Source organism: Streptomyces sp. MNU76 (assembly GCF_020982545.1).
Lineage (GTDB): Bacteria > Actinomycetota > Actinomycetes > Streptomycetales > Streptomycetaceae > Streptomyces.
The window spans coordinates 49298-73864 of record NZ_JAJKLK010000006.1; the positions used below are offsets into that span (position 1 = coordinate 49298).

The 24567-nt window shown below is 70.3% G+C and carries 19 protein-coding genes and 1 pseudogene; 13 read left to right on the forward strand and 7 right to left on the reverse strand.

The window, feature by feature from the left end:
• Window positions 1–81: 81 nt before the first annotated feature.
• From E4N62_RS15435 to E4N62_RS15460, 6 genes are all read right to left on the reverse strand, one after another.
• Window positions 82–1812: a type IV secretory system conjugative DNA transfer family protein gene (locus tag E4N62_RS15435; RefSeq protein ID WP_230214972.1), complete on the reverse strand. Its 1731-nt coding sequence runs from the start codon at window positions 1810–1812 to the stop codon at window positions 82–84.
• Between the two features lie 75 nt (window positions 1813–1887).
• On the reverse strand, window positions 1888–3315 hold the full coding sequence (locus E4N62_RS15440; protein WP_230214973.1) for a PQQ-binding-like beta-propeller repeat protein: 1428 nt from the start codon (window positions 3313–3315) through the stop codon (window positions 1888–1890).
• A complete protein-coding gene (locus tag E4N62_RS15445) occupies window positions 3312–5393 on the reverse strand; it encodes a peptidoglycan DD-metalloendopeptidase family protein (RefSeq protein WP_230214974.1) in 2082 nt (693 codons plus the stop codon). The genes E4N62_RS15440 and E4N62_RS15445 overlap by 4 nt, the downstream gene beginning before the upstream one ends.
• Before the next feature lie 6 nt (window positions 5394–5399).
• A complete protein-coding gene (locus E4N62_RS15450) occupies window positions 5400–6089 on the reverse strand; it encodes a hypothetical protein (protein ID WP_230214975.1) in 690 nt (229 codons plus the stop codon).
• 333 nt (window positions 6090–6422) lie between these two features.
• Complete coding sequence (locus E4N62_RS15455; RefSeq protein ID WP_230214976.1) at window positions 6423–6785, reverse strand: DUF4913 domain-containing protein; 363 nt, start codon at window positions 6783–6785, stop codon at window positions 6423–6425.
• Window positions 6786–6833: 48 nt separating this feature from the next.
• On the reverse strand, window positions 6834–7472 hold the full coding sequence (locus E4N62_RS15460) for a hypothetical protein (RefSeq protein ID WP_230214977.1): 639 nt from the start codon (window positions 7470–7472) through the stop codon (window positions 6834–6836).
• A gap of 583 nt (window positions 7473–8055) precedes the next feature.
• Here E4N62_RS15460 and E4N62_RS47980 point away from each other — a divergent pair.
• From E4N62_RS47980 to E4N62_RS15530, 12 genes and pseudogenes are all read left to right on the forward strand, one after another.
• Entirely contained in the window at window positions 8056–9591 is a 1536-nt protein-coding gene (locus E4N62_RS47980; protein ID WP_308185068.1) for a conjugal transfer protein, read from the forward strand.
• Between the two features lie 59 nt (window positions 9592–9650).
• A complete protein-coding gene (locus E4N62_RS15475; protein WP_184905623.1) occupies window positions 9651–9926 on the forward strand; it encodes a TrbC/VirB2 family protein in 276 nt (91 codons plus the stop codon).
• Window positions 9927–9978: 52 nt separating this feature from the next.
• A complete protein-coding gene (locus E4N62_RS15480) occupies window positions 9979–10461 on the forward strand; it encodes a hypothetical protein (RefSeq protein WP_230214978.1) in 483 nt (160 codons plus the stop codon).
• Between the two features lie 93 nt (window positions 10462–10554).
• Window positions 10555–13551: an ATP-binding protein gene (locus E4N62_RS15485; RefSeq protein ID WP_230214979.1), complete on the forward strand. Its 2997-nt coding sequence runs from the start codon at window positions 10555–10557 to the stop codon at window positions 13549–13551.
• A gap of 58 nt (window positions 13552–13609) precedes the next feature.
• Complete coding sequence (locus E4N62_RS15490; RefSeq protein ID WP_230214980.1) at window positions 13610–14215, forward strand: hypothetical protein; 606 nt, start codon at window positions 13610–13612, stop codon at window positions 14213–14215.
• An 18-nt stretch (window positions 14216–14233) separates the two neighbouring features.
• Complete coding sequence (locus E4N62_RS47985; RefSeq protein WP_268269450.1) at window positions 14234–16597, forward strand: hypothetical protein; 2364 nt, start codon at window positions 14234–14236, stop codon at window positions 16595–16597.
• Window positions 16598–16604: 7 nt separating this feature from the next.
• Entirely contained in the window at window positions 16605–17291 is a 687-nt protein-coding gene (locus tag E4N62_RS15505; protein WP_230214985.1) for a hypothetical protein, read from the forward strand.
• 133 nt (window positions 17292–17424) lie between these two features.
• A complete protein-coding gene (locus tag E4N62_RS15510; protein WP_230214987.1) occupies window positions 17425–18954 on the forward strand; it encodes a WhiB family transcriptional regulator in 1530 nt (509 codons plus the stop codon).
• A gap of 87 nt (window positions 18955–19041) precedes the next feature.
• Window positions 19042–19317 (forward strand): hypothetical protein, encoded by a 276-nt coding sequence (locus tag E4N62_RS15515; protein WP_230214989.1) that lies wholly within the window; start codon window positions 19042–19044, stop codon window positions 19315–19317.
• A gap of 71 nt (window positions 19318–19388) precedes the next feature.
• A complete protein-coding gene (locus E4N62_RS15520) occupies window positions 19389–19676 on the forward strand; it encodes a hypothetical protein (RefSeq protein ID WP_230214991.1) in 288 nt (95 codons plus the stop codon).
• An 81-nt stretch (window positions 19677–19757) separates the two neighbouring features.
• A pseudogene (locus E4N62_RS15525) lies at window positions 19758–20067 on the forward strand (transposase); the annotation flags it as partial.
• Window positions 20068–20920: 853 nt separating this feature from the next.
• The gene (locus E4N62_RS15530) at window positions 20921–21202 is read left to right on the forward strand and encodes a GntR family transcriptional regulator (RefSeq protein WP_230214992.1); all 282 of its coding nucleotides are present in this window, start codon (window positions 20921–20923) and stop codon (window positions 21200–21202) included.
• Here the strand turns inward: E4N62_RS15530 and E4N62_RS15535 are convergent, their stop codons facing one another.
• Complete coding sequence (locus E4N62_RS15535; RefSeq protein ID WP_230214994.1) at window positions 21203–21598, reverse strand: hypothetical protein; 396 nt, start codon at window positions 21596–21598, stop codon at window positions 21203–21205.
• Window positions 21599–21836: 238 nt separating this feature from the next.
• Here E4N62_RS15535 and E4N62_RS15540 point away from each other — a divergent pair, with 238 nt between their 5' ends.
• Complete coding sequence (locus E4N62_RS15540; protein WP_230214995.1) at window positions 21837–24566, forward strand: hypothetical protein; 2730 nt, start codon at window positions 21837–21839, stop codon at window positions 24564–24566.
• Window position 24567: the final 1 nt, after the last annotated feature.

Below are 24567 nucleotides of genomic sequence, written 5' to 3' on the forward strand. Positions count from 1 at the left end.
CGTCCGCCCCGGCCTCACCGAGGCCTCACCCCGGCCGGGCCGGCGAGGCCTCAGGGCGTGCGCCGGGCTCCCGCCTCGCGTTCAGCGCGCCCCGGGGTCGTACTTGCGCAGCGACTCCTGGACCTCGCGGGCGTACGGCCCCTCCCACCACGGGATCGTCTCGACGAGGACCGGCTTGGTGCCGGAGGCGAGGACCAGGGCGCGGCCCGCGGGCATGGCGCCCAGGTCGGACACGCCTAGGACGCGCTGGCGGCTGACGGACTCGCTGACCGTGCGGTTGCCGCTCCAGCCGCCGAACTCCGACTCACGGCTCGCCTGGTACTCGCGCATGTCGTACTCGCCGGCCAGTTCGCTGAGATCGCCCAGGAAGCGGGTGTCGGAGACACCGCCGCCGTAGACGCGGATGTTCGCGGCGGACCACAGCTTCTCCATGCCGCGCTCGCCCCACACCTCGATGCCCTGGGCCCAGGACTGGAGGATGGTCATGAGGATGATGCCGCGCGAGCCGTAGTGGGAGTACAGGTCGGGCAGCGTGCGCCAGCGGCAGACGTTCGCGGCCTCGTCGAGGACGCCGACGAGAGGCAGCGGGAGGCGGCCGCCGCGCTGGGTGGTGGCGTACTCCTCGGCCGCCTCGACGACGGCGACGGTGAGCGCGGTGACCAGTGGTCCGGCGGAGTCGCGGCCCTCGCGGGAGAGGGAGTACAGGGTGCCGCCGGTCCGGACGAAGGCGTGCGGGTCGAACTGGGGTGCGTTCGGGTCGGCGGGCGGGGTCACCCAGCGGTTGACCTCCGGGTTGATCAGGCAGGACGCCATCTGCTGGGCGACGCCGTAGATGCCGCTGCGCTGCTTGTCGGGGGCGGTGAGGACACCGCTCAGGCCGTCGGCGGCCATCGTGTGCCCGGAGCCGCGCAGGATCCGCTCCGGGGTGTCGTCCTTGGGGTTGGACAGCCAGGTGTAGATCTGCGTGATCGGCATCTTGCCGCAGGCGGCGGCGAGGAGGAGGTTGGCGAGCAGGTCCTGGCCGGCCGGGTCGAAGAAGGCGTCCGTGGAGGCGTTGGCGTCCCGCGAGCCGCTGGCGAAGTGGTCGGCCATCTTGCGGGCCTTGGCCACGTCGGTGACGTACGACAGCGGGTTCCACCACCAGCTGGGCGTCTCGGCGGCGACCTGCTGCGGGTCGAAGACCCAGACCGGGCCGCGCGCGGAACGGGGGCCCCGGGTGGAGTCCACGATGTCCCGCTTGTTGGAGGTGACGAGGACCGCGCCGGGCCCGTCGAGGATGGCCGGGACCGCCCGCCGGGTCGTCTTGCCGGTACGCGGGCCCCAGATGTCGACGTGCATGTCCTCGTACGAACCGAACAGCGGCTGGCGGCCCTTGACGGACCGTCCGATGAAGACACCGGGGGTCTGGGCCTTCACGCCGAGCCGTTCGGCGATGGCCGCCGCGCCCTTCATCGTCAGCTTGCCCAGCTCCTCGCCCTTGGCGAGATGCTGCGCCGCCCCGTCCACCTTGGGCTTCTTCTTGAACCGCTGCACCATGCGGTACACAGCGGTCCCGAGGATGCCGAGCAGCACGGCCTCGGCGGCGGCGACGGCGCTGGCGGGCGACCCCGGCCAGCTGTAGTCGCCCTTGACCAGGGCGACGAGGAACGTCAGCGGGTTCGACGCGGGCGCCGGCGCGTCCGCGAACGGCGCGCCGATCTTCGCCGCGAGCCAGGCCCCGACGACCCCCAGGAGCACGATCGCGACGACGATGACGATCTCGATCGTCCAGTCGTCCTCGGCGCGGGGCTTCTTCTGCTGTTCTGCGGTCACCCGCGGGTCCGTCCTTTCTGGGGTGGGATGGGGTTGGGGCGGCGTCCGCCACCACACCATGCGTGCCGGTCGCGGTTACCGCTTCGTCTCCGGGGCGAAGACGAAGAGGTCCGTCCCCGCCAACACCCCGTAGCCGTTCGTGGTGAATTGCAGGGGTTCTGCGTCGGCGGTCAGGCCGGGGCTCAGGTCCGGGGCGAGGTCGGAGGCCAGGACCTTCTTGGTCCTCGGGTCCAGCGCGGTGAGCCCCATGCCGTCGACGGAGGCGTAGAGGACATCCGTGGTCGTCAGTCCCCAGGGTTCGACGCTGTGCTCGTCCTCCTCCTGCCGCCACAGTTCGGCGCCCGTCCCCGGGTCCCAGGCCACCGCACCACCACCGAACCGGGTGACCACAGTGCCGCCGTCCGGAGCCAGGACGATGTTCCCCCGTCCTCGGGAGGGCTCGTCGAGGTCCTGCTTCGGCCCTTCGGCGATCAGCCGACCGGTCTTCAGGTCGACGACGGTCAGGATCTCGTCGTCCGCGTCGTCACCCGGCTGCTTCCAGGCGAGGACGCCCTTGTCGTCGGTGAGGGGGAGGAGACGGGCATCCAGGTCGCCGGAGTCCTCGACCGCGGCGAGGGCGGACGGCCGGTCGACGTCCCCGAGGTCCCACAGTTCCTTGCCGGTGAGGCGGTCACTGACGACCAGGCGGCTTCCGCTGCCGTCGACCACGGACCAGGTCGAGGCGGTGCGGTAACCGAACCCGGGGCCCAGCGGCTGCCGGCCAAGGCCCCGGTCGCGGACCTCGACGGGGGAGCCGCCGCCGATGGGGGTGTACGTGTCGCTCTTGTACTCCTCCTTCGTGAGGAGGTGCCCGGCCTCGGCGCTCAGGCCGGAGCCGTCCTCACCGGCGAGGGTGGAACTGCCCAGCTCCTTCCCGGACGGCGCGTACATGGTGTACGTCGTGGTGATCGCGGCCTTCTTCAGTCCGTCCGGCTCGACCACGGCACCGGAGACGACCAGGAGGGCCGGGGAGCCGTCCTTCCACTCGGAGATCTGCAGGAAACGGTCCAGGGACCGCTCCCGGTCGCCCTTCCACTCGGCGGGGACCGTGACGTCGACAGTCCGACGGATCTCGCCGGTGGCGGGGTCGTACAGCCGGGCCCGGAAGCGGCTCTCCGTCTCCGCGGCCTCGGAGTGCTCCGACAGGTCCTCGGTCAGGACCACGGCGTCACCCAGCACACAGGTCTGGGCGTCGAAGTGGACGACCTCGGTCGCGGCCGCCTCGGCCGGGTCGTCGGCGCAGCCCCTGAAGCCGCCGCCCTTCAGGCTCCACACCGGTTCCGCCGACAGGCCGGGCAGCCTCCCCCCTTCGTAGGCGGGACCCGTCCGCTGCACGGCTGAAGGTGAGGCCTTGGGCTTCGCCCTCTCCGTCGCCTCCGTGTCCTCGGGATCGCCGCTCCCGCCGCATGCGGTCAGGACACCGAGGGACAGGATCGTCCCGGTCACCAGGAACGTGCGCCTCATGCGTCCTCCGTACCGGTCTTGCCGTCGCCCTCGACCGCGTTCGTACCGGCCGGGATCGGCACGCGGTAGACGCCCGTGATCTCGTCCTGGACGTCCCAGGTGCTGAAGGAGACCGACTTGCCGGGGCGCGGGGCGTGGATGATCTTCTTGGTCTTGGGATCCCAGACGAGGCCCACGTGCCCGGAGAAGCCGCCTCCCTCGGGCCGGAAGAAGATCAGGTCACCGGGTTGCGCCTCGGACAGCGGCACCTCGTACTTGCGGAGCCTGGGCTCCTGATCACGGGTGGTGGCGCCGATGTTGATCTTCCCGTCGCTGGCCATGTAGTACGCCCACTGCGTGAAACTGGAGCAGTCGAAGCTGGTCGGGTTCCGGCCCTGGAGGCGCGGCGCGCCGTACACGTACGGGACACCGACCCCGCGCTGCGCCCAGCCGAGGACAGCGCGGATCACCGGGTCGTCGGAGTCGGGGAGGACACCGGAGGCCCCGGCGCCGTCGGGGGCGACGGCCGCGCCGCCGTTGTCCTCGGCGCACTCCTCGTACTGCGCGTTGCGGCCCTCGCCGTTACTGTCGCCCGGGACGGTGCCGTAGTCGGGGTTGGCGGTGACCCGGCCCGCCATCCACTCCGCCGGGTCGACCATGCCGGGGCCCTGGTCCTGGCCGCCGACGAACGGGTTGTCGACACCCGGGACGAGGACCTCCCAGTGCAGATGAGGGCCGGTGACATTGCCGGTCGCACCGATCGTGCCGATCTGGTCACCGCGCTTGACGGACTGGCCGACGGACACCTTGATCGAGGTCTGGTGGGCGTAGAGCGTGATGACACCGTCCGCGTGGCGGAGCTTGGTCATGTTTCCGTACGACCCGCCCGGCCCGGCGACGATGACCTCTCCGTCGGCCGGAGCATAGATCGGCGTGCCGGTGGTGGCCGTCAGGTCCAGGCCGGTGTGGTAGCCGAGGCTCCACATGTTGCCCTGTTTGTGGTAGGGCGTACCTATCTGGTAGGTACCCTTCTTCATAGGCCACTGCCAGTCCTTGCCACCGGTGACGGGCTTGGCGGCGGGGAGCGCGAGGGTCGTCGAACCGGCGTCTGCGTCTGCGGAGTACGCGGCCAGGGACATCGCGGTGGTGGTGTCGTCGCCGCCGTCGTCCAGCGGGGGCGTCGACCAGGAGCGGGCCGGGCTCGCGGCGATGCTGAGGGCCCGGCTGGGCTGGGCGCCGTTGCCGACCGGCTCGGGGATGTCCGACTGCTTCCCCAGGGTGGGGAAGGCTGGGTTCTTCTCGATCGTCTCCTTCAGATGGGCGTACCAGCGCTTGATGAGGTCCTTGTCACCGGTGAGCGCGCCTCGGTAGCGGGCGGACTGGGTGAGGACGACACGCGGGTAGACGCTGTTGGAGGAGGCCGAACCGGAGTAGATCTGGAGGGCCTTGAAGGGCTGGGTCTCCGCCTTCTTGGCGTGCAGGAAGTTGGCTGCGGCGTAGGCCGCGTCATCGATGTTGTACAGGTCCCTCTTGCCGTCGCCGTTGCCGTCGTCGCCGTAGTCCGTCCAGGCCGGTTTGCCGAACTGCAGGATGCCCATGTAGCCGAGGGAGTTGGCACCGCCGGGCGCGGCCGAGGGGTCCTGGCCGTACTTGGTCTCCTGGTACATCTGCCCGGCGATCATGGTCCAGTCGAGACCGTCGTAGCGGGCGGCCGCGCGCATCGCGGCGAGGATCATCTTCGGCGGGATCTCGTTGCGCGCGGTCTCGCTCGGCGTGTACATCTTCCCGGCCGGCATGACCGGGTTGGTGGCCGCCGCGTCGTCGGTGTTGCCCGCCTCGGCGTTGTCGGCGTAGTCCTCACAGGAGGCGGCGGCGGCTCCCGCTCCCATGCCTCCGAGGAGCGATCCCAGCAGCACGAGGACGAGGGTGCCGCTCCCGGCCAGGGGCAGGAATCCGACACCCGCTGCTATCCACAGCCACTTCTTGTTGTTGTTCTTCTTGCCGCCACCCGAGCCGTTCTTGACCTGGGCCGCCGCCTTGGCCGCCTTGGCGACCTTCGCCGCCTTCGCGGCGGCGGCCAGTACCGCCGGTGCCACCATCGCGCGTCACGCCCCCGAGTCGTCGGAGGCGCCCACGTCACCGAGCCCGAAGATGTCGAAGCCGGAGACGACCCACTTGCCGTTGACCTCCTGGACGCTCACCAACCACTGGTTCGACTCGGTGATGGTCTCGCCGCCCTCGGTGCGCGTGGCCTTCACCTCGACCAGGCTGGAGATGGAACGGCCGCTGCCACGCACCAGATCGTCGGAGATCACCGCGTCGCGCTCCACGGCGGCGGTGCCCTTGGAGGTGCACCGCTCGGCCTGGCAGGTGGCCCACGCCTTGCCGGTGGGCAGCGCCGTCAGCTCCTTCATCCGCTCGTCGTTCAGGGTGAGTTCGAGCAGCGGTGCCCGCCAGGCCGCCGCCCTGGCCGTGTGGTCGTAGGTGTTGATGCCGGCCATGTACCGCGTCATGATCCCGTGGGCCTCGGCGGCCTCGGCTACCGAGACGATCGGCGCGGTGGCCGCGTCGCGGCCTCCATCCGTCGTGTCCTCGTCGGAGTCGGAGGTCTCCTGTCCGCCCGATCCCGTGCCGCCCTGGCCGGCGGTGGCGGTGGGGCTCGCCGAGCCACCGTCCTCGTCGCTCCCCTCGTCCCCGTCGAAGACGGTGAACACGGTCAGGACGGCGATCAGGAGAACGCCGAGCACCCCCAGGGCCAACAGCCCCGTGCGCTTGTTCTCCTCAGGCAACTCCACGCTCCCGCGCCTCCCTTGTGCTGAGCCGGTACGGCGGTCGACGGGTGACCGGGACACGGTAGGGGGAGGTGTGGGGCGGGGAGCCGAAGGGATTCCCGGCGGGGAAAGCACGGGGTGCCGCCGGGAAAGAGCGGGACACGCGAGCAGGGGGCGGCTGGCCGTGCCGCCCGGACGGGCCGCCCGGCGTCACCGCCCGGGCAGGGGCGAGGCGGGCCGTCGGCGTCCGAGGCACTCGTCTCGGCCCGTACGCCCGGCATCGCTTCGTCGCGCTGTTCCCCGCCCGCTCGTCGCGCTCACTCCGGCCGCGCTGTTCCCCCCACCCGTCCGTCCCGCTCACTCCGGCCGGGCGTCCACCGGCAGCGGGTCGAACGGATAGGCCGTGTGCCCGTCCTTGGGTGAACACGCCGCGAACGGGCCCGCGTCGGCGTCCATCAGCACCCGTAGATGCGGGTCGGCGTGGTGCAGCCACCACGTCGACATGCCGAGCGCCGAATCCTGGCGCAGGTGTTCCCAGGCCAGCCAGAGCGCGGAGAGGCGGGCGCCTGCCTCGGGGTGCTCCCACCAGCGGGGGCACCAGGTCGCCGACGAGCCGTTGACGCGGCGGCGGACCATCTGGGCGAGGTAGTCGGAGACGAACGCGTAGACGTCCGCGAAGTAGAACTCCGGCTGTTCGGAGGATGCTTCGGTGCCGCTCATCGTTCCGCTCCTGCGGGCTGCTGTCGGGGGCCGGGGACGGTGGAGGGATCAGGTCAGGACGATGCCGAGGAGCAGGAGCACCACGACCACAGCGCCCATCACGATGCGCGCCGTCGGGTCCTCGCGCTCCCACAGGTCGTGGACGAGGGCCCAGCCGGTGAGCCGGGCGGCGCGGCCGCCGTGGAGACCGGGCGCCTGGCCCTGCTGATCCACGTCCACGTCCACGTCCTCCCCGTCCGGCGGGAGCGGCCCGGACTCGGGGTCGGCGTCGAAACCGACCGGCAACCCCTGCTGCTCCTGGGCCACCAGGACCATCTGCTCCAGGAGTTCGGGAATCGTGTGCGGGGTGAGGGGATAGGTGAAGGTGCCGTACGGCGTCTCCATGCACAGCCGCGCCTGCCAGGGGTTACCGGGCTCGTAACCGTCGACCCAGGCGTGGTCGGCCTGGAAGACCTGGGGCGCCGCCGGTACGGCCGCGGGGGCGGGAGCCTGGACGGAGGCGGGAGCGGGGGCCGGAACGGGCGCCTGCGATGTCGGCGGGGTGTGCTGGACCGACGTCTCCTGGACCGGCGGCGTCTGCTGCGCAGGCCGCGCCGGCTCGACCGGCTCGACCGGTACGGTCTGCTGGGGGACGCCCCAGGCGCGCGGTTCGGGCTGCTGCTGCGGGTGCCCGTTGTGGTCGGTCAACTCTCGTCCTTCGCCGGGTCCGTCGGGTGCAGGGTGTTCCGGGACGTCGTGCGTACCGCGGACGTGCGCCGCCGTACGGCACGCGTGCCCCGCGCATTGTGGGCCCAAGGCGGGTCAGGACAGCGAGCCCGCTTTCCCGCCGTGTCCCTGACACTTTTCCCGGCCGTTTTCCCGGAGGCCGCCTCGCCGGGAATCCACGCTCTCCCGGAGGGGAAAGCGGCGGCGGTCCGGTGACAGGTCTTTGTCACACTGCCTGCGCACCTGGCTGGGCCAGGGCCCGTCGTGCGGTGCGGTCGTGACCCGCCCAGGCGGACGGGGAACCGACTCGCTGGAGTAACCGACTCGATGACAGACCACAACAGCCCTGCTGGCGCGGTCGGCGGAGGCCAGCCTTCCGGGCAGCCCGGGTCCTTCGGTCCTCCCCCACAAACCCAACAGCCGCAGCAGCCGCAGCAGCAGGCGTGGCAGGGGCAGGGGCAGAACGCCCCGGCGCCGCACCAGGCGCAGCCCGCGGCTCCCCAGGCCTCCCACCCCAGCCGCAGCAGCTCCTCCGACGCGGCCCGCGCGGGTCGCCGCCGCCTGGGTGCGCAACACGCCCCAGGCCGGTCAGGCCGCCGTACCGGCGCTGCCGCCGCGCGAGACGCGTCCCGCGAGCGAGTCGAAGAAGGAGAAGCGCGAGCGCGAGCGGGCGGCCCGCAAGGCCGCGTACGAGCAGAAGAAGGCGGCGAAGGAGCAGCGCAAGAAGGGTGGTTCGGCACCGGCCCCGCCGCTGCCTCGGCCGCCCGGCCCGCCTCGCCGACCGCCCCCACGCCGCCGGGGTTCGCCCGCGCACCAGGCGAACGTCCCGGCCAACGCCACGCTCACCCTCAGGGCCGGCGCCGCCTCGGCGACCGGGGCCGCCGCGGGGAGCACAGACGCCGGGCCCTTCGCCACAGGTCCGGCCGCCGGCGCTTCCGCCCAGCCCGCCGCCAAGGCCACCCCCGCCGGCGACTTCGTGGTTCCCAAGCCCGGTGGCCGTATCCCCGCAGGTGGCCGCCGTACGCATGTCGCCCTCCGGGCCACCCTGCTGATCACCACCTGTGTGTTCGCGCTGGGCTCGTGCGGGGTGATGGGGTTGGTGATCGGCAAGTCGTCGACGCCCGCGACCGCCGGGCTCGACCCCGCCGACGCGGCCAAGTACCGCCTCAGCGAGTTCCCGACCCGGCAGGCGGCGACCTTCGCCGAGCAGTACGCGCTGCTGTGCATGACGTACTCCCCCGAGACCGCGTCCACGCGCCGTGACGACCTCGCCCGCTACATCTCCTCCGGCGTCGACGGCGAGTGCGGCTGGGACGGCAAGGGAACGAGCAAGGCCGTCGCCGCCACCTGGGACGGCACCGCCGAGACGCTGCCCGAGTACGGCGACCACGGCCGCTACCTGGGCGTGCAGGTCCGTAGCGAGGGCGGCAAGCTGACCACGCTCACCGTGCCCGTCTATGTGAAGGACCTCGCGACCGGCGAGGGCATGCGCATCGCGGGCGACGTCGGCCAGATGCCGCTGCCGCCCCGCGCGGACGTGCCGCCGGTCGACCAGGACGCCGAGGTCGTGGACGACACCCTGTCCGACCAGCTGCGGGAGCAGGTGCTGCCCGGCTACTTCGAGGCATGGGGCGCGTCCGACACCACGGCCATGGCCCGTTTCACCACGTCCGACGCCACGCAGACCGCGACCACCGGGCTCTCCGGCGAACTGTCCGAGCCCACCGTCAGCGAAGTCGACGCACTGGTACCGAGGAATGTCCAAGGCACCGACCCGTACACCTACGCCGACGGCCAGGCCGTCCAGCTCCGGGTGGTCGTCGCCTGGACCGACCCGGCCGGCGGGGCCGTGAACCGCTCGTACCGGATGACCGTGGTGAACACGGCCCAGGGCTGGTTCATCAAGGACGTCCGTGGCGGTGTGCCGGACGCGGAGGGCGGCCGGGCCGACGTGGACGAGGAGACCGCCGCGCCCGACGACGAGACCGGGTCCGACGAGGACACGGCGCCCGATGAGGACGGCGCCGCCTCCCCGTCGGAGTCACCGTCCGCCTCCAAGTCCCCCCAGTCCTCGAAGGACAAGCAGTCCGACAAGTCCTGAGCGGGGCCACGTCCCCCTCTTCACCACGCTTTTCACCGTCTGATCGAGAGGAACCACCCGTGTACCTGGCAGCCACCCTGGATTCGATGTTCGGAGAGATCCAGGACATCCTCACCAACGCCGGCACGATGGTCGCCGTCATCGCCCTCCTCGTCCTCGGCATCCGCATGCTGCTGTCGATGAAGCGCGGTGACGGCATGCGCGAGGCATTCCAGGGCTTCGGCATGATCGCGCTCGCCGCCCTGATCATCGGCGGCGCCAGCGGCCTCGCCGGTGTGCTGATCGACCTCGGCAGCCAGATCGGCGGCGGCGAGGGCGGCCAGGGCAACAACTGACGTCCGTCCGACGGAACGTCAGCCACCCTAGGAACGAGGGGAGTCAGCCGCGATGGCCCAGGAGGCACCGGAGCCGCTGGTCGCGTACGACCACACCGATCTGGTCAACCGTCCCAAGCGGATCTGGAACTGGGGCAACATCCCGCTGCCCGGCCTGCTGCTGCCCGCGCTGGGCGCGGCCTTCGGCTTCGGCCTGGTCTGGCTCATCGCGCTGTTCACCCTGTCCGCGTTCCTGCCGTTCCTCGCCATGTCGATGTGGACGTCGATCCTCTACTTCGGACCGCCGTTCGCCGTCTACTTCGTCTGGGGGCGGCCCCTGCCTTCGGCGCTCACCCTGAGCCAGCAGCTGGTGGTGTGGACCGACTGGTGGTTCCAGCCCAAGCGTCTCCAGGGGCTCTCCGCCGACCAGGAACCGGAGGAACTGCACTGGCAGGTCATCCTCTGGACCCCCGGTTCACCACGCTGGCAGGCGCGTTACGACGACGCACGCCGGGCGGCCGCCGAACGCGGCACCGCGTTCGCGGCGCACCGCTGAGCCACTACCGCGCACCGATTGGTCTCGCACCGACCCCCGGTTCCGCACCGACCCACCGCCAACCGACCTCGATCCACCGCAGGTGACTCCTCCATGTTCATGATGATCCTTCTGGGCGGGGCGGCCGCCTTCTTCGTGGTCGCCATGATCATGGCCGCCTCGTCGGGCAAGAAGCAGGGCCAGGGCGGAGGCGGCAGAAGCTCGTCCTCCTCCCGCTCCAGGTCCTCCGGTTCCTCGGCCTCCGCGCGCCGCGAGGACCTCCGCCTCCCCTACCGCTACGCCGACGACATGATCTTCGTCCACGGCGACTCGGTGTGGACGGGTCTCGTCCTGCCCACCGCCATCGACGAGTACCTCAACGCCGGCGAACTGCAGGCGATGGCCGAGGGCCCGCCGCGCGGTCTGCTCAACCTCGCCCGCGGTGACCGCAACGTCGAGTGCCACTACCGCAAGGTGTACCAGCCGATCACCGCGCTGACCTGGGCGGAGGACCTCAACGCGGTCGCCTGGGACCCGACCGACAACTACAAGGCGTACAACCTGCGCAAGGCCGAGTACCAGGAGCGCATCGGCGCCAAGCGCGAGCGCAACATCCTGCTGGTGAAGCTGGGTTCGGTGAAGCGCACCGGCGGCGGGACGGGCGTGCTGTCGCAGGACGACGAGCCGCACGACGACCCCGGCCTGCTCAAGGGCGTGAGCGGGGCCGCCGACCAGGTCACCGCCGCCGCGACCGGTGTCGCGGACGAGTACCTGTCCCCGTCCGTGGTCGCGGAGTGGACCCAGGTCGCAGCCGAGGTCCACGAGAGCCTGGAGAACCTCCGCGGGACCCCCCTCACCCGCGAGGAGCTGGTCTGGCTCATCCGCAAGCCGCTCCACGGCGACCTGCCGGTCCCGCCCGAGCCGGTGCTCGGCTCGCGCGCCTGGGGCCCCAACGCCTTCGACCTCGTCGTCGACTTCTCCGGTGAGAACCGCAAGACGCACATCGTCCTGAACCAGTACGACGAGATCACCGGCGAGCAGCAGACCAGCTACACCACCACCCTGGTCGCCGCCAACTGGCCCGCGGAGACCCGCTTCCGCCAGTCGACGGCGTGGGCCCGGTACGCCGCGCAGCACGTGGACTTCCCGGTCGAGATCGACATGCGGTTCACGCTCATCCCGTACCTGAAGTTCAAGGACCGCGCCGACAAGATCCGCGGCAACCTCGTCGACGAGATGAACGACATGGCCAACTCCGGCCGCAGCCCCGACACCAAGCTGGCCACCCAGGTGACCCGCGCCCAGGAGCTCGTCGACGACATCGAGGAGCACAAGATGCCGGGGATGGAGGCGCAGATCCGCTTCACGATCTCGGCCCCGGACGTCAAGGAGCTGGAGCGCCGCCGCCGGGTGCTGGAGATGCAGTTCAAGCAGGACCTGAAGGTCACGCTGCTGCGCCCGACCCGCCAGCAGTGGCGCCTGCTGCAGTCCCAACTCCCGGGCGACGCGCCGAAGCTCCCCATCGCCCCCTACCTCCGCCTCCAGGAGGTGGAGCAGCTGGGCGCCGGACTGCCCACCGCCGGCACGGAGTTGGGCGACAACCCCGAGCAGCGCTCCGGCAAGCGGCTCGGCTGGGTCGGCAACCTGGTCGGCTGGGCGGGCAAGATGCCGGTCCACTACTCCCTGCACGTCGGCCCGGCCCGCAACGACGGCGGTGGTCTCGCCATCGTCGGGGCCTCCGGTGGTGGTAAGTCCTCCCTGGCCCTGCAGAAGTTCTACGAGGAGTCCGAGTCGGGCGTCCGCTGCCTGGTCATCGACCCCAAGACCGACTTCGCCCAGCTCTGCTACTACCTCGCCTTCGGTTCCCAGGTGAACGACCCGGACTTCGCCGGCGACGCGGAGACGGGCCTGCTGGGCACCCCGGCCAGCAAGTTCCAGCCGGTCAACCCGGAGTTCTGGGCGGAGACCGAGGTCGTCGACCTCCTCAAGGGCCAAGCGGGCGTACTGGACCCGTGGGTGATCGCCCGTGACGTCCCGGCCGGTCGTCTCCTCGCGGAGTCCATGCTGCGCGGCTTCCTCGGCGACGAGGACTACCAGCGCGTACGCCTCCCCGTCATCGAGGCGATGGCCACGGTCATCGGCCGCTACAACTCCGCGATCCGGCAGGCGGTGGACCAGGGCCTGACCGCCCGCGACGCCGACCAGCAGGTGCCCCGCCCGACGTTGTGGCAGGTCGTCGACGAGGTCGTGGCGGCGTACGACCACGCGATCGCGACGAACGACCGCGAGGCGGCGAAGGACCTGAAGCTCGCGCAGATGCTCCTCACCGAGCTGCGCACCCTCCCCTACGCCCGGCTCGCCTTCGCCGAGCGCCCGCAGCCGCTGTCCGCGATGCGCAAGCGCCGTACGGTCATCACCCTGCGAGGCTTCCAGTCACCCGCCGCCTCGGACCCGCGCAGCTGGAACCCGGCGGAACGGCTCGCGGCGACGGCCCTCATGGCGGTCGTGGAACTCGGCAGCCAGATGCTCGACGTCGGCTACGAGAAGAACCCGGTGACGGGCGAGATCGGCCTGCGCCCCAAGGCGCTGTTCGTGGACGAGGCGTACGTCGTCACGGCCACGGAGTCGGGCCGCGACCTGATGCGCCGCGCCCTGAAGCAGGGCCGCTCCTACCTTGCGGTCACCGTCCTGATCACCCAGCAGGCCATCGACCTGGTGCAGATCGAGGACTCCGAGGCCCGCAGCGGTGGCGCCAACCAGATCCACACGGTCTTCGCCTTCAAGCAGAAGTCCGCGCAGGAGGCGTCCCTGGTCGCCCCGCTGCTCGGCCGCCCCGAGGACGACCCGAAGGTCATCGCGGCCCTCCAGGAACTCCGCACCGGTGTCTGCCTGCAGCGCGACGCCGACAAGCGCGTCGGCACGGTCGCCGTCGACCTGGTCTTCAAGGAGATCCTCGCGGCCACGGACACCAACGGCACGACCCGCCCGGCCCGCCAGGGGGTCAACCCGCCGCTGAGCGTGTGGGACTGGACGTTCCTGCAGGAGATGGCGGAGGACCCGGCCCGACCCACGGCCCCGGAGACGACTGCCTCGGAGACGGCCACCGTGTGACCTCCCACCATCCGAGCCGCCGCTCCCCTCACCCGAAGCACCCAGCCGAAGAAGGACCATGCGAATCAAACGAGCACTCACCATCGGCGCCCTCCTGCTCATGTCGACGTCCCTGACGGCATGCGGCGGGGACGACAAGGACCAGCCCTCCGAGAAAACGAGCACCGAGGCGGGCAAGCCGGGCTCGGAGGCGGGCGGCGAAGAGAAGAGCGGCGGACTGCCCTCGGCCTCGGACATCGCGTCCATCGAGTACTTCCTGAACAAGTCCGTCGGCTGTTTGGACCTGATGACAGGAAGGGACTACGACAAGTCCTCCCTGGCGGAGAGGGAGCCCGCTTGGGGTGACTCGGACATGCTCGACAACCCCGCGTGGGGCATCAAGGAACGCGCTGTCTGCAAGGACAAGTACGACGACATCGTCACCCTGCTCCTGACACCGGACATGAAGCAGTTCCAGACCACCCTGAAGGAAAAGGGCTACAGCGGCATTCTGGTCGGCAAGGACTTCGCCTTGGACCCGGACGATTCCCAGACCACCCACGAGCTCAAGAGCTCCGGCCTGATGTACCTGTCGTGCGATCCGGAGGCCGAGATCCCCAGTGGTTACCAGCAGGAGCCCGCACTCGTCGACGGGTGTCTTCTGACCGACTACTTCCCCTCCTGATCGGCCCGAAGGATTCTCATGCTGACCCTCAGCCGGCCCCGCGCCGACCGCCCGGCACGGCGCCGGCCGAGGCGCTCCCTCCTCAAAACACTGGTCAGCGCCGGTGTCGCCGCACGCGCCGCGCTGTTCGTTGCGCTCGGGGTGGTTGCCCTCTCGCTCTCCACGCCACAGTCGGCGAAGGCCCTCTTCGACACCTGTGACTGGACGTCCGACAGCATCAACCAAATGGCCGACATGCCGGGCGCCGCGGAGAACATCTTCCCTTCGGTACAGCAGTGGAGCGGCAAGCGGGAACTCGTCTCCGGCGCCGTACGCCTGCCAGGTGATCCCGGCGACTACACCGTCTACGAACTCGGCGCCATGCGGGGTCTCAACTGGTCCTCGACCCAGCAAAGCCGGGATCAGGCGCAACAGGGCGACCGTGGAGAGAAAGCCGACGACGACGACTGCAGCATCCAGAACGAGATCTACAACTCCATCGCCCAGATGGTGTTCGACCTCAGCAAGTTCATCACCCGCGCCTCCATCAGCATCAAGGAGATCTCCTCCAACCCCAGCCCGCTCGCAGCGCTGTACGAGGGCACGGTCGAGGGCGACAACAGCGTCGTCGACCGTCTGAACGACAACGTGTTCAAACTGGCCGTCCCCACCATGATCCTGCTCACCGGGCTCTGGGTGTTCGGCAAGTGGCGCAAGGGCGACGTACGCGAGGTCTGGGCCGGAGTGGGCTGGGCGGCGTTCGTCGTGATCGCGGTGTCGGCGTTCCTCGTCGACAACAACTACACGCGAGTGGTCGAGACGGCCGACTCCGGAATCGCCCAGGGCAACGCCGCACTGACCGAGGCGGTACTGGGTGGCGCGGTGGACGACATCGAACCGCCCTGCGACCTGGCCACCAACGCGCCGCAGCGCGGTATGCGGATTTCCAGCTGCGCCATGTACGACACACTGGCGTTCCGCCCGTGGGCCATCGGCCAGTTCGGCGATCCGGGTAAGAAGCGCATGGAGTACAAGGGTTCCGAAACATGTGATTTCGGAAACAAGGCACGGTGCACCGATCTGCGAGCCAAGCAGGTCAACGTCCAGTCGGTGACCAACTTCGACTACTACAAGGACTGGTCGGAGGTGGACGGCGGTGTCATCAAGCACAAGGAGAACCAGTACGGGGAACTGCGCAACTACATCGCCAAGAACGAGAAGTCCCGCGTGTACGAGCAGTGGAGCGGCCACAAACCCGGCAACCGCATCACCATGGGGATCTACGCGCTCATCGCCTCACTGATCGTCGGCATCATGGTGGTCGTGCTCAGCGCGCTGACGCTGCTGTGGCACTCGGTCACCCTCATCATGATCATCCTGTTGCCGCTGGTCGCGATCATCTCGATCCACCCGACCCAGCAGAAGCTGCTCAGGGGTTGGTGGCAGACGTTCGTTCACAGCTTCGTCCTGCGCGCCGGCTTCGGCGTGATCCTGACCATCCTGCTGCTCTTCTACCAGCTGATCCTGCCGCTGTCGGTCCCGCTGGGCATGCAGCTGCTGATGCTGCTGCTGGTCACCATCTCCGTCATCATGCTGCTGAAGAACCTGCTGTCCGGGAAGTTCTCCCCGCAGGTCGCGGGTGCGGAGGACGCCCTGGGTGTCGGGGACGCCGCGAACGCCACGTTCAACAAGGCCGCCGCCGTGGCCCCGGGCCTCGCCGTCTCCACGGCGGGCACCACCGCCCGCCAGACGGGCCGGGTCGCGGGCACCGCGGCCAGGGGAATGGGCCGGGCGGCCGGCAGCACGGCACGCAACGGCGCCTGGGCGGTGGACAAGCTCGCCTTCAAGGGCAAGTACCGGGACAAGATGCAGCGTAGGGGCTGGCTGGGCCAGTCCAAGCATGAGCAGCGCAAGGACGCCTATCTGGCGAGGGAGGACGCGCGCGAACTCCGCGAGCAGCGGCACGGCGAGGGCGCACAGCCGGAGCCGGAGGGGCAGACGCCCACCGCGCCCAGGCGCAGCGGACGCGTCAGCGGATCGAGCGGCACGCAGACCCCGCAGCCGTCGCCCACGCCCTCGCCCACGCCGAGTCCCGCACCCACGGCCCCGCGCCGAGACCCCAGCCCACACCGGCGTCTCCTCGGACCACACCGGCCGATCCGACGCCGCCCGCGATCCCGGCCCCTGCCCCACGGGACCCCGTGGTCCGAGCGGCCGCGTCCAGCCGACCGCGGCCGTCCACCTGACCCCGCCCCGCACCGAGGAGCCGCCCCGTGCCCGCCCCGAACGACGAGCGTGACCCCGACCGGATGGTCGGGGACACGGAGCGGCTCTCCGGTGCGGCCCGGCCGATGGTGCGGGCGGGTGTCCGAAGCGGCGCGCCGCACAGCCACGGGAGAGTGACCGCCCCATGAGCCGCACCCCGCGCACGACGACCGACGCTTCGAACGGCACTGCCGCCACTGCCGCTGGTTCGGCCGGTGGCAGCCCCGCGCCGTCCCGCCTCGTCCGCCTCCTCCACCAGGACAAATCCGACCCCTGGGCCGTCCGCCTCCTCCCCCGCATCGTCTTCGGTCTGGCCGCCGCCTACACCCTCTTCGCCATCGCCTCCCAGAGCGGCTCATCCTTCGTGATGGTCTGCGCCACGCTGCTCCTCGGTGGAACCGTCTGGCTCCTCCGCCGCCGCACCCAACTCCTCCTCGCCCTCGCCTCGACCATCCTCACCACCGCCTTCACCGGCTACTTCTCCGCGGTGGGCGACTCGGCCCGGATGACCACCAGCGCGGCCGTCACCGGAACCGCCGCGTTCGGCTACTGGGCCCTCACCGGCATGGCCCTGCTCGGCGCCTGGATGGTGAAGGAGCACCCGGGCCGGCGCGGCGTCACGGTCGTGCTCGCCGATGTGATCCTGGTCATCGGCTCCGTCGTCGGCATGTTCGTGCCGGAGGCGGGCGTGCCGATCGGTTTCGTGGGTGTGCTCGGGGTGCTAGCCGTGCGCGGCGCATCCGCGAAGGCCATGACGGCCCGGGGCAGAAGGGTGGGCAGGGCGATACGTCGGCCGCGTCCTCGTGACACCCGGAAAACGGCGGACAGTTGAGGCTCCTGTGAATGGTTCGTCGCGGCACTGTTCGTTTCCAGCCAGCACTTTGCACATGCGTTGCATGAGTTTGACAATTTGTTCTAGAGTCCCCCGCGATCACAGATCACCACGGGGGCTCTTACTCATGCGTATGGCAAGCCATACGACGCTGGCCAGGCTGCCTGTCCGACCTGCCCGCCGGGCGGTCGACCGGGAGGCCCACATACCCGACGCGGCTCTGCCGTGCCGGCGTCGGCCGGACGTCTTCCAACACCCGCTGCTGGACAACTCGGAGAATCCGCAAGGCCCGCACTCCTCGCTCGCCGCGGCTCCGGCACATCCGGGCGTATCACCCGATCAGCGCCGCCAACACCTCGTCCTCCTTCGCACCGCGCGCGACCTGTGCGCCTCCTGCCCGCTCTGGGCGGAATGCCTGCAGGACGCCGTCGCGTACGCCGAGCCGTACGGCTACACCGCGGCCACCACACGGGAGGACCGGCGCGCGCTGCGCCGCATGCTCGGCCTCGGCGACGAGAACGGCGACCTGCCGGCCCACGCCGCCGTCCGCTTCGACTCCGGCTCGCAGCCCCGACGACTCACCCGCCTCAGGTCCCGCGCGGACGAGTCGTCGGCAACCCACTCCGCAAGCCGTCGGTCGACCGCCCCGGACCTTCCCGAACTGGAGCGGATCCTCGACGCGTTCGACCAGCTCCAGCAGCTTCAGGGTCAACTGACCCATGATCAACGCATGTTGAGGGAACGCCCACCGCGCGCCGCTCTGACATCGCTGTTGCAATCGCACACCACCACACAGCCAACGCACAGACAGACGCCCTCTCCGGACGGGTCGCCCCACACGTCCGGACCGTCGAACGGCAGGAGCGAGGAACCCATGGCAGCGGCCGAGGCCGGGCAACGGATCACCTTCTCGTACGAGGATCCCGCCCTGGCCGTACGGCAGGCCGTGCTCGGCCCTCTGGTGCGCTCCGCCCTCCCCGCGCTGACGAGCCTCGAACAGCTCGTCGCGATGCTGACGTGCATGCCCGGCGGCGCCGACCCGGCCACCGAAGCCCCGCGGGACCTGCCGACGGTACGGAAGGCCGTCGAGTCGCTGCTGCCCGACGGCGCCGACACCCCCGAGGGCACCGCCAGCACGCCCCTTCCTCCCGGGCGCCCCCTCACCGGCTCCGTCTCCATCGAACTCGCCACCACCGACCCGGTGGCCGCGCTCCGCCGCGACTTCCTGGAACCGCTGCTGCGCGAACTCGCCGCCACGCTCGCGAACATAGAGAAGGTCGCGACGATGCTGGCGGCCACCGGCGACGCGACCGGCGGCGCCTCCCTGGAGACGATCCGCACAGCCGTACGCGAGATCCACGACCGCCTCCCGCGATCGGTCCCTCCCGCACCGCACCCCACGCACACCGGGCACCCTGCCCCGGCTGCGGCAGGACCCGCCGCCCGCCGCGCCCCTCCACGCCCAGCATCCGCGCCGCCGTCGAGAAGGCCGTCGCCGGTTTCCCCGGCGCCTTCTCCGCCCGCGACGTGCTCCGCGCGCTCCCCGCCGGCGTCTACGGCGACCCGTCGAAGACCATCAGCAACGTCCTCTCCACACTGGTCAAGTCGGGCCGCCTGCAACGCCTCTCACGCGGCACGTACGCTCGCGTCCTGGAAGCCCTGAACGTCGAGGACCTCGACGAGACCCTCCTCCCCGAGCGGGGAGAGGCGAAGAGCGCCTGAGCCGAGCCGGAAGGAACCCCGACCCGAGATGACCGAACCCACCCCGTCTCCGATCCCACCCGCCGCGAACCCCGGCGCGGCGGACGCCCAGGTGCACGTCTTCTCCCCCAACGCAGGCCTCATCGACGGCGTCCCGGTCACCGCCCCGCCCTACGGCGACATCCAGGACGTCGTCCTGTCGATCCTCCAGCAACGCGCCCAGCAACTCGGCGCCCCGACCCCGGCCACGATCACGGACAACCGCTACGGCGGCGCGATCCGCCTCCTCATCCACCCGGACGGGACGACAGAACAGCTCGGCTAGGGTGCGTATCGAGTTGTGATCAAACTGCCTACTTCACCCCGCCTATGCGGCTCGCGTGAGAGCATCCGTCCATGAGTAGCGACCTGGAAGTGAGTGCTCTGGCGATCAACGTCATGATCCCGCAGGCGCTCCGCTGGACGGACACTCGACGTGGTGAAGAGTTCCAACTGACCACACTGAACATCCGGCTTCTTCCGGACGGTCACCTCGCCGCGAAAGCCTACGGCCGACCAGTCGGCGGTGGCCGGGGCGCATATGTCTCGTTCCCGGTCCCCGACGAACCAGAACTGGCGGCTCTGGTTGTCGACGCGGCCAGCCGCGCCGGGACGTTGTGGGCCGCTCACCGCGGTCTCGGCTGAGCCTAGTCCGGCTCGAGAGCAGACAGGGGCAGTTCCGGACTCCGCTCTCGCGGCAGGGTCTGGTCCGGTAGATCTTCTTGTGTGACGCGAGTGCAACTGACGGACGCAAAGTGGAAGTTCATCGGGCCGTACCTGCCGATCGGAGAGTACGGTCCGTACCCCGAGCGGCTGCGGCATCAGTTCGAGTGTGTGATCTGGCGGTTCAGGACCGGCGGGCAGTAGCAGTAGATGCAGGGGGAGTTCGGCGCCTGGTCGACCGTGCACAACCGCTTCCGGCAGTGGCGTGACGCCGGCGTCTTCGAGGCCCTTGTGGAGGGCCTGACCGCGGAAGCGGGGCGAGGTGGACCTGTCCCAGGTCGGTATCGACTCCACCACCGTGCGGGCGCACAATCATGGCCACGTCATCCACAACGATCGAGGCTGCTACCGGAGGGCACCCTGCCGACCCCTGAGCACCCACCACCACCCCACCCCACCACCGCTACGTCCCTATGGCTGGCGTCCGTCCCCCGTCACTACCCTTCCCGGTCACCGCCCCTCCGCCATGACGCCAACGCATTCCTCAAGCGCCGCGCACAACGCCGGTACGAAGGCCGCGAGCTCGGCGTCCGACGCCTTCCCCGTGTCCAGGACGGCACCCACGACCGTCACCAGCACCGCGGCGGTTCAGCGCGTGCACGTCGGCCAGTGCTTCGAGGAGGCCGCCGGGGCACGTGTCCGCGAGGGCCTCCTTGCCGCTCGCAGGGTCCACGCCGAGACTGCGCAGGCGCGACGGGCTCATACGGCGGCCTCCCACGGGCCGTGGCCCTGCCCCAGCGCCGGCCAGGACGGCAGCCCGACGCCGCGCCCGCTGAAGCCGCCGCCGATCGAGTTCGTCCCGCTCGCACTCCCACACGACGACGTAGGGCCGGACCAGGGGCAGCCCGTCGACCCTGATGACGTCGCCAAGGAACGGGGGTGCGGGCCGGAACGCGGGAGCTGGAGGACTGGCGGGGACTGAAGTCAGGGGCGGCGCGACAGCGCGGTGCGCCCCGCGAGCAGGCAGGAAGAGGTTCAGAATCGCGGCCAGTAGGCTGCGCATAGGTCGACTCCTGTCAGTCGGCTCAGCCCTGGCTGGAAGCTCTCACCCTCCCGGCCAGGGCGTTTCATTGCCTCATGATAGCGCCTCGCATCGACTTGTATCGCTTCGTCTCGACACATATCTCCTAGTGCGTCTATCAGTGCGCTTGCCTAGCGTCGACTCCATGAGCCCTGACGCTGAGATCGACCACGGCGCGCCACTGACCCCGTACCGGCAGCTGGCCGAGATCCTCCGCGCGCAGATCCTGCGCGGCGACTGGCAGCCCGGGCGGATGCTGCCGAGTGAGGCCCAGCTCGTGCAGCGGTACGGGATCGCTCGCACGACTGTGCGCCGAGGGCTCGGCCTGCTGGCCGATGAAGGCTGGGTATACGCCGTACCGCAGCGGGGCTGGTTCGTCAGCGACCCCGTGCCACCCGCTCCCGAGACATCGAACGGGAACGGGTGATCAGCCGCCGGAGGTGGTGTCTTCGCCCCTGGCGCTGACCTCGTCGATGTCGTCGAGGACCGCGCGCGCGTCACGGACGTTCATCTCCAGGATGCCGCGCTCGTAATTTCGGGGATCACGCTGATATCGAGCCCTCCCCACCTCAGACACGAACGCACTGGAGGGAATGGCGTCCTGGTCCGGCGGAAGGAACTTGAGCATCTCCTCGTACGCCGCGACGACGTAGGCCATGGCTCCCCGAAATCTGTGGTGCTCGGATTCGGGCATGTTGAGGAGCTGAATTCCCGTGGATTCGGCGAGCCGACCCGCGACCGCCTCGAACTCTCCTGGATCGATGATCTGAGATGGCTCGGCACCACCGAACGCTGGCGGGGGCGGCGGAGTCTCTTCCGTCATACGGAACTCGAAACGGCGGGTTCGTCCGCACTGCGCGCAAACACCCTCGTACACCGCGACCAGGACATCGCCGCGCAGCTCCAGCCGGTGTTGACGGTCGAAGTCGCCGGACCCGCACTCACATCGATGCAGGTCCATGTACAGATGTGCTTCGACGGATGAGCGCGCTGTCAACATGACATGATCCTAGGCGCTGTTCGGCTCATCCGTCGGCGCGTATACGGGGGAGGAACGTCACGTGGACACGACGACCACCGGGACGGGGACGCGTGCCCAACAGGCAACGCTGATCGCGACGGTGAGACGTGAGCTGCGTACGGTGACGACCGTCGTACTCGGGGAGCGATTCGCGTCGTTCGAGGAGAAGGTGTCCGCGGACGGCAGAGAGTACTTCTCCCTGGAGGACACCCAAGGCGGCTCGGCTGACCTCTGGGTGGACGCCATTCCCATGGTGTCGGGAATGATCGCCAACACGATGACGAACACGACGACGGATCAGTACGTCGTGCAGATTTCCGACCGTCTCCCCAGTGAATTCCTGACTCGCGTCCTCGCCCACGAAGTGGGTGAACTCATCGCCGTACGCGACCGGTCGAACGATGGCCTGGCCCCGGTGCGCGAGAGTCTCCTCACCCAGGAGGCCGAGATCGGCGAGCGGCACGAGTTGTCGAGCCGGGACCACGGACGCATCGCGGAACTGAACTGGCTGGCCGCCCGTGCCTCCGACGCGGAGATTCCAGGCCCGCAGCAGGCCCAGGCACGGGCTGACCTATCGGCCCTGATCGACCGGTGCGGTATGCGGCCGGTGGCCGCCATGGCGGACGTGGAGACGTTCGCGGCCGAGTCCCGTGCCGCACGTATTCGGCGCGTTGCGTCGAAGGACTTGCTCTCCTACGACGCGAGGCATCTGATCGCCACCCTCGCCCACCCCATAGAACACCTCAACCCCGCCGACGCCACCGCTCTCCAAGCCTCCCGTGACGCCGCCCTGCGCGCCGAGCGGCAGGTCGAGGCATTCATCGGTCGGCGTGATGTCACCATGCCCATGCCGGGCTACGACCAGAACGGACTGCCCCTCCCCCGGGGCCAGTTGAAATCGGCGTCCCTGCAATGGGCCGAGTACCGCGCCCAGATCAGCGCACGCACCGAGCAGGCGATCGAAGGGCAGTTGGCCAAGGGCGAGTTCCCGACCCGCCGTGTGGTGATCGGCGGCGGTGCGAGCCTCACCGGACGGGACACGGACGCGCTGCTGATCGACGGGGCGGGCCGGTGGCACCTGGACCCCGGCCGGGGCATCGTGCAGTCGGCGGACCAGGACCGGGACCTCGCCCAGTGGATGGGAGTCGATCCGCACTCCACGGTCGAGCACCCCGGGCAGCGCCTGCCCATCGAGGCCGTACGGATCTGGGAGGACCAACTCGCCACCCGGGGAGACGTGGTGAACGGCCACGCCCGCCTGCGGCTCGGCCGGAACGGCGAACTCCTCGCCGAGATCCAGCGACCGGCTGTGGAGGGCAAGGAGGCCCCACCCCCGCTGTGGGTGGCCTGCGACGGCGTCCCGAGCATCGCCACCGGTCTGACCCCCGAGGTCGTACCCGGCATGCCCCGCGGGGACGACGGCGTGGAGAGTCGCGGCGAGGCCGTACGGCTGATCGGTGACCGGCTGCGGGAGTTGGAGGACGAGGGCCTGCCCCACGCGGGCGACCTGCGGGCCTGGCTGACCCAGGCCGAGCGGGGCGGCGCGGACGCCCGTACGGTGCTCGACGTCCTGAAATCGTCACCGCTGATGGAGGCCCTCACCGCCGGTCTCGGACCCGGCAAGGCCCGCATCGACAACTGCTTCGGTGCCCTCGCCGCGACGGGGAGGTGGGAGACGGCACGGGAGGAGGCACCGGGCCGGGCGCTGCTCGGCGACGAGGTCGCAGAGAACCGCTTCGACGCGCGGAAGGCGAAGGGCTGGGTCGTCGCGGGTTCCGGCGGCACCGGAGTCGCCAACGCCGAGATCATCCTCACGCAGAACCCGGACGCCCACGTCACGATCATCGGCGCGCCTCCACCGCCCGCCCTGCGGCACCAGGTCCAGTTCCCGGCGATGGAGAAGGCGTACGGCGGGCCCGACGAGAAACGGCTGACCTTCATCAGGGCGCGGCTGGGCGCCGTCGAGACGTATTGGGACGAGGAGGCCGAGGAGACCCGCTTCCAGATCCCCTACGAGGAAGGGGAGGGGGAGAACAGACAGCGGAAGGTGGTGCAGGCCGGCGGCTACGTCACCAGCCTCGGCCGTACCAACCCGCTCCCACCCGCCCTCCAGGTTCTCGCGAACGAGGTCCGGGACCGGGGCGGGGAGATCTCCGGTGACCTGCAGTTCGACAAGGACGACCAGTACATCGGCTACGGCCTCACCTTCGCCGTCGGTGGCAAGAAGCACCGGGTCGACGTGGACGGTGCGGCTTCCTGGCAGTTGCCGCGCGAGATCTTCGCCCCGGAGTCGGGCCTCCAGCAGCAGCTGAACGAGATGGGCGCCCGAGGCCTCCCCGCCGAGACCGGCAACGCCGCCCCCGGCTTCGCCCCCGTCGCCCGCCAGAGCGCCCTGCGCGCACGGGTCGTGGCGGCACTGCAGGCGGGTGACGAGGGCGCCGTACAACGAAGGTCGACGATCCCTGAACGCTGGCGCCGCCCGGGCCTGACCCGGAAACGGCCGCCGAGACGGAGACTGGGGCGGGCATACCGGGCGGGGGCCCTCGAACACCGCCCCACCCCAGAAGGAGACCGAGCCGCACCAACAGGCCCCACCGCCGAGCGGAACCCGGACCTTCCCTCTCCGACCCGACCCGCCCGCGACACCCCTCTGGGAAGTCGGCATGCCCCAACGCCGCACCCCGGCACACCACGCCCAGCCACCCGACAGCCCCAGCAATCGCCGCCCGGCCACGAGCGCCCCGGTCCAGGACTCGGCATCGGCGACTGAC

What these genes read in the sequence shown, in the direction of transcription:
- E4N62_RS15440 (WP_230214973.1), bottom strand. Translation starts at nt 3,315, where the DNA reads ATGAGGCGCACGTTCCTGGTGACCGGGACGATCCTGTCCCTCGGTGTC.
- E4N62_RS15490 (WP_230214980.1), top strand. Translation starts at nt 13,610, where the DNA reads ATGCGAATCAAACGAGCACTCACCATCGGCGCCCTCCTGCTCATGTCG.
- E4N62_RS15510 (WP_230214987.1), top strand. Translation starts at nt 17,425, where the DNA reads ATGGCAAGCCATACGACGCTGGCCAGGCTGCCTGTCCGACCTGCCCGC.
- E4N62_RS15535 (WP_230214994.1), bottom strand. Translation starts at nt 21,598, where the DNA reads ATGACGGAAGAGACTCCGCCGCCCCCGCCAGCGTTCGGTGGTGCCGAG.
- E4N62_RS15480 (WP_230214978.1), top strand. Translation starts at nt 9,979, where the DNA reads ATGGCCCAGGAGGCACCGGAGCCGCTGGTCGCGTACGACCACACCGAT.
- E4N62_RS15505 (WP_230214985.1), top strand. Translation starts at nt 16,605, where the DNA reads ATGAGCCGCACCCCGCGCACGACGACCGACGCTTCGAACGGCACTGCC.
- E4N62_RS15445 (WP_230214974.1), bottom strand. Translation starts at nt 5,393, where the DNA reads ATGGTGGCACCGGCGGTACTGGCCGCCGCCGCGAAGGCGGCGAAGGTC.
- E4N62_RS15515 (WP_230214989.1), top strand. Translation starts at nt 19,042, where the DNA reads ATGACCGAACCCACCCCGTCTCCGATCCCACCCGCCGCGAACCCCGGC.
- E4N62_RS15455 (WP_230214976.1), bottom strand. Translation starts at nt 6,785, where the DNA reads ATGAGCGGCACCGAAGCATCCTCCGAACAGCCGGAGTTCTACTTCGCG.
- E4N62_RS15520 (WP_230214991.1), top strand. Translation starts at nt 19,389, where the DNA reads ATGAGTAGCGACCTGGAAGTGAGTGCTCTGGCGATCAACGTCATGATC.
- E4N62_RS47985 (WP_268269450.1), top strand. Translation starts at nt 14,234, where the DNA reads ATGCTGACCCTCAGCCGGCCCCGCGCCGACCGCCCGGCACGGCGCCGG.
- E4N62_RS15530 (WP_230214992.1), top strand. Translation starts at nt 20,921, where the DNA reads ATGAGCCCTGACGCTGAGATCGACCACGGCGCGCCACTGACCCCGTAC.
- E4N62_RS15485 (WP_230214979.1), top strand. Translation starts at nt 10,555, where the DNA reads ATGTTCATGATGATCCTTCTGGGCGGGGCGGCCGCCTTCTTCGTGGTC.